Source organism: Lysobacter enzymogenes (assembly GCF_017168095.1).
Taxonomy (GTDB): Bacteria; Pseudomonadota; Gammaproteobacteria; order Xanthomonadales; family Xanthomonadaceae; genus Lysobacter; species Lysobacter enzymogenes_D.
In genome coordinates, this window is sequence record NZ_LXSD01000499.1 from 1 (window position 1) to 8,464 (window position 8,464).

Annotated in this window: 3 protein-coding genes; 2 read left to right on the forward strand and 1 reads right to left on the reverse strand. The window is 69.2% G+C overall.

Annotated features, from left to right (window positions below; translation table 11 throughout):
* Positions 1-85 precede the first annotated feature (85 nt).
* Together A7A76_RS20470 and A7A76_RS20475 are read left to right on the forward strand one after the other, a co-directional pair.
* A complete protein-coding gene (locus A7A76_RS20470) occupies positions 86-3,598 on the forward strand; it encodes an efflux RND transporter permease subunit (RefSeq protein ID WP_428995208.1) in 3,513 nt (1,170 codons plus the stop codon).
* Between the two features lies 1 nt (position 3,599).
* Positions 3,600-6,686 carry an efflux RND transporter permease subunit gene (locus A7A76_RS20475; protein WP_206413044.1) on the forward strand — a complete coding sequence of 1,029 codons (3,087 nt, stop codon included), beginning with the start codon at positions 3,600-3,602 and terminating at the stop codon, positions 6,684-6,686.
* Positions 6,687-7,142: 456 nt separating this feature from the next.
* Here A7A76_RS20475 and A7A76_RS20480 read toward each other — a convergent pair whose 3' ends face one another.
* A complete protein-coding gene (locus tag A7A76_RS20480; protein WP_206413045.1) occupies positions 7,143-8,354 on the reverse strand; it encodes a TraB/GumN family protein in 1,212 nt (403 codons plus the stop codon).
* Between the last annotated feature and the right edge of the window lie 110 nt (positions 8,355-8,464).

Here is an 8,464-nt window from a genome sequence, read left to right on the forward strand (position 1 = left end):
GCTGCGCTCGGGGCGAACGGCGGCGCGCACCGCCGCGTTGCGGCCGCCGGCCGCTCGGCGCCCGATCCGAATCGACATCTGCCGTATCGAACACTGGGGACCGGCTGTGGCTCAGCTTCCGGACGCGACGTCCTTCAACTTGGTGGAGTTTTCCACCCGCCGCCGCGTCACCGTGGCGATGGTCACCATCACCTTCCTGCTGTTCGGCCTGATCGCGCTGAACAGCCTGAAGGTCAATCTGCTGCCCGACCTCAGCTATCCCACGCTGACCGTGCGCACCGAATACACCGGCGCCGCGCCGACCGAGATCGAGACCCTGATCAGCGAGCCGCTGGAAGAAGCGGTCGGCGTGGTCAAGGGCCTGCGCAAGCTCAAGTCGGTCTCGCGCACCGGCCAGAGCGACGTGGTGCTGGAATTCGCCTGGGGCACCGACATGGACCAGGCCAGCCTGGAGGTGCGCGACAAGATGGAAGTCGTGCAGCTGCCGCTGGAGGCCAAGAAGCCGGTGCTGCTGCGCTTCAATCCCTCGACCGAGCCGATCCTGCGCATCGCTCTGTCGACCAAGGGCGGCGAGAAGGCCAGTGACAGCGAGGCGATCCGCCAGCTGACTGCGCTGCGCCGCTACGCCGACGACGATCTGAAGAAGAAGCTCGAGCCGGTCGACGGCGTGGCCGCGGTCAAGGTCGGCGGCGGCCTGGAGGACGAGATCCAGGTCGACATCGACCAGCAGAAGATCTCCCAGCTCAACCTGCCGATCGACACCGTCATCCAGCGGCTCAAGGCCGAGAACGTCAACATCTCCGGCGGCCGGCTGGAAGAAGGGCAGCAGCGCTATCTGGTGCGCACGGTCAACGAGTTCGCGACCGTGCCGGAAATCCGCGAGATGCTGGTGACCACGCAGAAGGCCGGCGGCAACGCCGCGGCCGAGGCCGCCGCGCAGATGGCGCGCGTGGCCGCGGCCTCCGGCTCGGCCGACGCGATGGCCGCGGCGGCGTCGGTGGAAAGCGCCAGCTCCGGCGACCAGGCGGTCGCCGCCGGCGGCAAGCCGGTGCGGCTCAAGGACATCGCGGAAGTGCGCCAGGGCTACAAGGAACGCGAGTCGATCATCCGCCTGGGCGGCAAGGAGGCGGTGGAGCTGGCGATCTACAAGGAAGGCGACGCCAATACCGTGGCCACCGCCGACGCGGTGCAGGCGCGGCTGGCGCAGATCAAGTCGCAGATCCCGCCGGACGTCGAGCTGACCACGATCGACGACCAGTCGCAGTTCATCCGCCACGCCATCGCCGACGTCAAGAAGGACGCGGTGATCGGCGGCCTGCTGGCGATCCTGATCATCTTCCTGTTCCTGCGCGACGGCTGGAGCACGTTCGTGATCGGCCTGTCGCTGCCGGTGTCGATCATCGCCACGTTCTTCTTCATGGACCGGCTCGGCCTGAGCCTCAACGTGATGTCGCTGGGCGGCCTGGCGCTGGCGACCGGCCTGGTCGTGGACGATTCGATCGTGGTGCTGGAGTCCATCGCCAAGGCGCGCGAACGCGGCCTGGGCATTCTGGAAGCGGCCGTGGTCGGCACCCGCGAGGTCAGCATGGCGGTGGTGGCCTCGACCCTGACCACCATCGCGGTGTTCCTGCCGCTGGTGTTCGTCGAAGGCATCGCCGGACAGTTGTTCCGCGACCAGGCGCTGACCGTGGCGCTGGCCATCGGCATCTCGCTGATCGTGTCGATGACCTTGATCCCGATGCTCAGCGCTTTGCGCGGGCGGCCGGCGCTGAGTTTCCAGGAAGAACCGCCGCAGCCGCGCTGGGAGCCGAAGAATCCGGCGCTGCGCGCGCTGGCGTGGATTCCGCGCGGCATCGGCATCGCCGTGCGCTCGCTGTTCTTCGGCATCGCCTGGGTGATCGTGCGCGGCTGGCGCCTGCTCGGCGCGGTGGTCGGCCCGGTCATGGGCAAGGCCAGCGACATCGCGATGTCGCCGTACGGCCGCGCCGAGCGCGGCTACCTCAAGCTGCTGCCGGCGGCGATGGCGCACCGCGCGCTGGTGCTGACCCTGGCCGGCGCGGCCTTCCTCGCCACCCTGGCAGCGGTGCCGCTGCTGGGCGCGGATCTGATCCCGCAGCTGGCCCAGGACCGCTTCGACATGACCGTCAAGCTGCCGCCGGGCACGCCGCTGCGCGAGACCGATGCGCTGGTGCGCGAGATCCAGACCAAGCACGAGAAGGATCCCGGCATCCGCGCCTGGTTCGGCGTCAGCGGCAGCGGCACGCGGCTGGACGCGAACCCGACCGAGAGCGGCGAGAACATCGGCAAGATCACCGTGGTGATGGCCGACGGCGGCAGCAAGCAGGTCGAGGCGCAGGAAACCGAACGCCTGCGCCAGACCATGCGCACCCATCCGGGCGCGCAGGTCGACTTCGCCCGCCCGCAGCTCTTCAGCTTCTCCACGCCGCTGGAAATCGAGCTGCGCGGCCAGGACCTGGAGACCATCCAGCGCGCCGGCCAGCACATGGCCAAGCTGCTGCGCGGCAACCCGCACTTCGCCGACGTCAAGTCCACGGTCGAGCAGGGCTTCCCCGAGATCCAGATCCGCTTCGACCAGGACCGCGCCGGCGCGCTCGGCCTGGCCACGCGCGACATCGCCGACGTGGTGGTGAAGAAGGTGCGCGGCGACGTCGCCACCCGCTACAGCTTCCGCGACCGCAAGATCGACGTGCTGGTGCGCGCGCGCCAGGCCGATCGCGCTTCGATCGAGAGCATCCGCCGGCTGATCGTCAACCCGGGCAGCAACCGCCCGGTGACGCTGGAATCGGTGGCCGAGGTCGTCGCCACCACCGGCCCGAGCGAGATCCACCGCGCCGACCAGGTGCGCGTGGCCATCGTCTCCTCGAACCTGCGCGACATCGACCTGGGCGGCGCCATCGCCGAGGTCGGCAAGATGGTGCGCGAGCAGCCGCTGAGCCCGGAGGTGCGCATGCACATCGGCGGGCAGGGCGAGGAGCTGCAGCAGTCGATCAACTCGCTGCTGTTCGCGTTCGGGCTGGCGATCTTCCTCGTGTACCTGGTGATGGCTTCGCAGTTCGAATCGCTGCTGCACCCGTTCGTGATCCTGTTCACCATCCCGCTGGCCCTGGTCGGCGCGGTGCTGGCGCTGCTGCTGACCCGCTCGACCGTGTCGGTGGTGGTGTTCATCGGCCTGATCCTGCTGGTCGGCCTGGTGGTGAAGAACGCGATCATCCTGATCGACAAGGTCAACCAGTTGCGCGAGCATGGCGTGGCCAAGCGCGAGGCGCTGATCGAGGGCGCGCGCTCGCGCCTGCGACCGATCATCATGACCACGCTGTGCACCCTGTTCGGCTTCCTGCCGCTGGCCATCGCCACCGGCGAAGGCGCCGAGGTGCGCTCGCCGATGGCGATCACGGTGATCGGCGGCCTGCTGGTGTCGACCCTGCTGACCCTGGTGGTGATCCCGGTGGTGTACGACCTGCTCGACCGCCGCGGCGACGCCTATTACCGCGAACGGGTGCGCAAGGCGCGCCGCCGCGACGCGGCCGTGGCCGAAACGCTGGGCCACGACAACGATCCGCTGACCGGGGCGCACTGACATGAGCGGCGTCGCCGAGATCAGCATCAAGCGGCCGATCACGACCATCATGTTGTTCGTGTCGATGTTCGTCATCGGCCTGATCGCGGCCGTGCGGCTGCCGTTGGAGTCGCTGCCGGACATCACCGCGCCGTTCCTGCTGGTGCAGCTGCCGTACGACGGCTCCACCCCGGAGGAAGTCGAACGCACCATCCTGCGCCCGGCCGAAGAGGCGCTGGCGACGATGACCGGGATCAAGCGCCTGCGCGGCACCGCCAGCTCCGACGCGGCCACGATCCAGATGGAGTTCAAGGACTGGGACCGCGACATCGCCATCGCCGCGTCGGAGGCGCGCGAGCGCATCGACGCGATCGTCGACGACCTGCCCGACGGCTTCCAGCGCTACTTCGTGTTCAAGTGGTCCAGCGCCGACCAGGCGATCCTGCAGGTGCGCCTGGCCGGCGACATGGACCTGAGCCATTCCTACGACCTGATCGACCGCGAGTTCAAGCGCCGGCTCGAACGCATCCCGGGCGTGGCCAAGGTCGAGATCGGCGGCGCCGCGCCGAACGAAGTCGAGATCGCCATCCTGCCCGACCGCATGGTCGCCCACGACGTCGATCTCAACACCCTGACCAAGCGCCTGCAGGCGCTGAACTTCTCCATTTCCGCCGGCGAGATCGAGGACGGCGGCCGCCGCCTGCGGGTGCAGCCGATCGGCCAGGTGATCGACCTGGAGCAGTTCCGCAACGTCAGCATCAACAACACCGGCCTGAAGCTGCGCGACATCGCCGATGTGCGGCTGAAGGCGGCGCGGCTGGAAACCGGGCGGCGCCTGGACGGGCGCCCGGCGATCGGCCTGGACATCTTCAAGGAGCGCAGCGCCAACCTGGTCGAGGTCTCGCGCCTGGCCCTGGCCGAGGTCGAGGCGATCCGCGCCCAGCCGGAGCTGCGCAACATCGAGATCAAGGTGGTGCGCAACCAGGGCGAGGACGTGACCAGCTCGCTGCTGGAACTGGCCGAGGCCGGCGCGATCGGCCTGCTGCTGTCGATCGCGGTGCTGTTCTTCTTCCTGCGCCATTGGCCTTCGACGCTGATGGTGACCCTGGCGATTCCGATCTGCTTCGTGATGACCCTGGGCTTCATGCACTTCGTCGGCGTGACCCTCAACGTGCTGTCGCTGATGGGCCTGCTGCTGGCGGTGGGCATGCTGGTGGACAACGCGGTGGTGGTGGTGGAGAGCATCTACCAGGAACGCGAGAAGATGCCCGAGCAGCCGGAGCTGGCCTCGATCGTCGGCACCCGCCACGTCGCCATCGCGCTGTCGGCCGGCACCTTGTGCCATTGCATCGTGTTCCTGCCCAACCTGCTCGGCGAGACCAACGACATCAGCATCTTCATGTCGCAGATCGCCATCACCATCTCGGTCTCGCTGCTGGCCTCGTGGCTGGTCGCGGTGAGCCTGATCCCGATGATCTCGGCGCGGCTCAAGACCCCGCCGGCGGTGGCCAGCGACCGCGGCCTGATCCCGCGCCTGCAGCGCTCCTACGCGCGCTTCCTGCGCTGGACCCTGGAGCACCGCGGCGCCAGCGTGATCGGCATCGTCCTGGTAGTGCTGGTCAGCGTGTTCCCGGCGACCCAGACCAAGTTCGACATGTTCGGCAACGAGGGCGGCAAGGAGGCCTTCATCCAGTACCACTGGAAGGGCAGCTACACCCGCGAGCAGATGTCGCAGGAAATCCTCAAGATCGAGCACTACCTGGAAGCGAACCGCAAGAAGTACCACATCAAGCAGATCTACTCGTTCTTCAGCGAGCAGGGCGGCGGCGACGCCGGCACCCGCCTGCAGTTCCACGAGAACGAGGTGGAGAACACTAAGCCGCTGGTGGATGCGATCTCCAAGGCGCTGCCGAAGTCGGCCAAGGCCGAGATCAGCATGGGCCAGGACGAGGGCGGCGGGCAGAACGGCGGCAAGAGCGTGCAGGTGCAGCTGGTCGGCGATTCGACCGAAACCCTGACCGAACTGGCCAACGACATCGTGCCGATCCTGGCGCGGCGCAAGGAACTGCGCGACGTGCGCGTGGACATCGGCGACCGCAACACCGAGCTCAACGTGCGCGTGGACCGCGAGCGCGCGGCCTCGTTCGGCTTCAGCGTCGAGGAAGTCTCGCGCTTCGTCGGCCTGGCCCTGCGCGGCGCGCAGCTGCGCGACTTCCAGCGCGGCGAGACCGAGGTGCCGGTGTGGGCGCGCTTCGCCGGCGCGGAGAACTACGGCATCGAGAACCTGTCGGAGTTCACCGTGCGCGCCGCCGACGGCCGCAGCGTGCCGCTGCTGGCGATGGTCGACGTGGCGGTGCGGCCGACCGCGAGCCAGATCAACCGCAACAACCGCCAGACCACGCTGACCATCCAGGCCAGCCTCAACGGCAAGGCGACCACGCCCGAGGCGCGCAAGGCGATGGAGGAAACGCTCAAGACCGTCGCGTTCCCGGCCGGCTACAACTACAGCTTCGACGGCAGCTCGTTCGAGCGCGACGACGACGCCGGCAAGCAGATGATGTTCAACCTGGTCATCGCCCTGGTGATGATCTACGTGGTGATGGCGGCGGTGTTCGAGTCGCTGCTGTTCCCGGCGGCGATCATGAGCTGCGTGGTGTTCTCGATCTTCGGCGTGTTCTGGCTGTTCTGGATCACCGGCAGCTCGTTCACGGTGATGGCCTTCATCGGCATCCTGGTGCTGATGGGGGTGGTGGTGAACAACGGCATCGTCATGGTCGAGCACATCAACAACCTGCGCCGGCGCGGCCTGAGCCGCAACGAGGCGCTGGTGGAGGGCAGCCGCGAGCGTCTGCGGCCGATCATGATGACCATGGGTACGGCGATCCTGGCGATGATCCCGATCTCGCTCAGCGACACCGTGGTGCTCGGCGGCCTGGCGTACTCGCCGATGGCGCGCGCGGTCGCCGGCGGCCTGGCGTTCTCGACCGTGGTCAGCCTGCTGTTCCTGCCGACCATCTACGCCATCCTCGACGACCTGCGCGACGGCAGCGCCGCGCTGGTGCGGCGCGCGCGCGGCGTGGCGGCGAAGGGCGCGGCGGCGCAGGCCTGAGAAACGGGGGCGAACCGCCCCCCGTAGGAGCGGCGCGAGCCGCGACCGCGACACTTCGCTTACGACGCGACCGGCTGCCCCGCGGTCGCGGCTCGCGCCGCTCCTACAGGGAGCCATCCGCTTTCGCGAAGGCGCGTGAGGCGGCTGCGGCATCGCGCTTGCGGCGCGATCTGTCGCCCCGCGGTCGCGACTTGCGTCGCTCCTACAGGCAGCAAACCCGTTTTCGCGAGAGTTTGGGTACCGACTGTAGGAGCGGCGCAAGCCGCGACCGCGACACTGCGCTTACGGCGCAACTCGATCTGGGCGGGCAGGGCCTGCGGCCGGCCGCAGGTACGAGACGAGGCCGCAACCGGCACGACTTCCCGCACGGCTTCGCTGCGGCACAAACGACAACGGCGCCGCAAAACGCGGCGCCGCTGCCGGAAAACCCGCGGCGCCAGCGCGCCGCTTCCCGCCTCAGCCGACCAGCTTGCTGGCGATCCGGAACCCCGCCAGCCACACGCCGATGCCGGTGCCGATGTTGGTCAGCATGAAGTTGAGCACCACGCGCGCGACCCGGTTGCGGTACCAGCCGCGCACGGTCTGGGCGTCGTCGCGCAGGGCCATGAAGTCGCCGTAGGCCGGCTTGCGCCGGTGCACTTCCACCAGCGCGCTGACCGCGCCGGCCGGCACGCCGGGACGGAACGGCTTGAGCGGCGCCACCAGCGCCGCGGTGAGGATGCTCAGCGGATGTCCGCCGGCGAGCAGGCAGCCCAGCGCGGCCAAGCCGCCGGTGTACATGACCCACTGCAGCAGCAGGTCCGCGCCCATCGCCGCGCCGCCTTTCCAGAAGCCCCAGGCGATGCCGGCCAGGATCAGCCCGGTGATCGCGATCATCACCCACGGCACCTTGCTCTTGGTCTTGACCTGCTCCAGTTCGGCGCGCTGCGCGGCCGGATCGCCCTGGTCCTCGCGCAGGTGCCTGGCCAGGCCTTGCAGATGGCCGGCGCCGACCACCGCCAGCACCTCGCGCGATTCGCCCACGGTCTCGCGCAGGCGCGCGGCCATGTAGCGGTCGCGCTCGGCGATCACGGTCTCGTACAGCTGCGGGCTTTCCTTGGCGAACTCGCCGAAGCTCGATTCGAGCATGTCGCCCTGCTTGAGCTTCTCGATCTCGTCCTCGCCGACCTCGTCGGCGGCGAACAGGCTGGTGACCAGGCCGACGCCGAGCTTGGTCCGGCCCCAGAAGCCCAGGCGCTGCGAGGCGCGCCGGAAGGTCAGGCCGACCTCGCGGTCGATCAGGTGCACCGGCAGCTCGCGCTCGCGCGCTTCGGTCACCGCGCGCTTGAGCTCGGCGCCGGGCTCGATGCCGAGCTGTTCGGCGAGCCGGCGCTGGTACGCGGCCAGGGCCAGGTTGGCGGCGAACAGCGCGGTCTTGCCCGAACGGATCACCTGGATCAGGTCCAGCCGCGCCAGCGCGTCCGGATCGGTCAGCGCCTGCAGGCGCTGCGCGTCGAGTTCGACCGCGACCGCGTCGAAGCGGCCGCTGCCGACCGCGTCGCGCACCGCCTCGACGCTGGCCTGGGACACGTGCGCGGTGCCCAGCAGGGTGTAGCGGACGCCGTCGCGTTCGACGATGGCGTGCGGTTGGCCGTGCAGGCCGTCGGGGACGATCGAAGGTGAGTTCATGCGCTGGGGGGCGGGCTCGCGGCGGCTGTGCCGGAGCACAGAAAGTTCCGCAGCATAGAGGCTGCGGCAGGGGGCGGCAAACCGCCGGCGGCGCCGGCGCGGCTAGCCGC

Coding starts and splice junctions, on each gene's coding strand:
- A7A76_RS20475 (WP_206413044.1), top strand. CDS start 3,600: ATGAGCGGCGTCGCCGAGATCAGCATCAAGCGGCCGATCACGACCATC.
- A7A76_RS20480 (WP_206413045.1), bottom strand. CDS start 8,354: ATGAACTCACCTTCGATCGTCCCCGACGGCCTGCACGGCCAACCGCAC.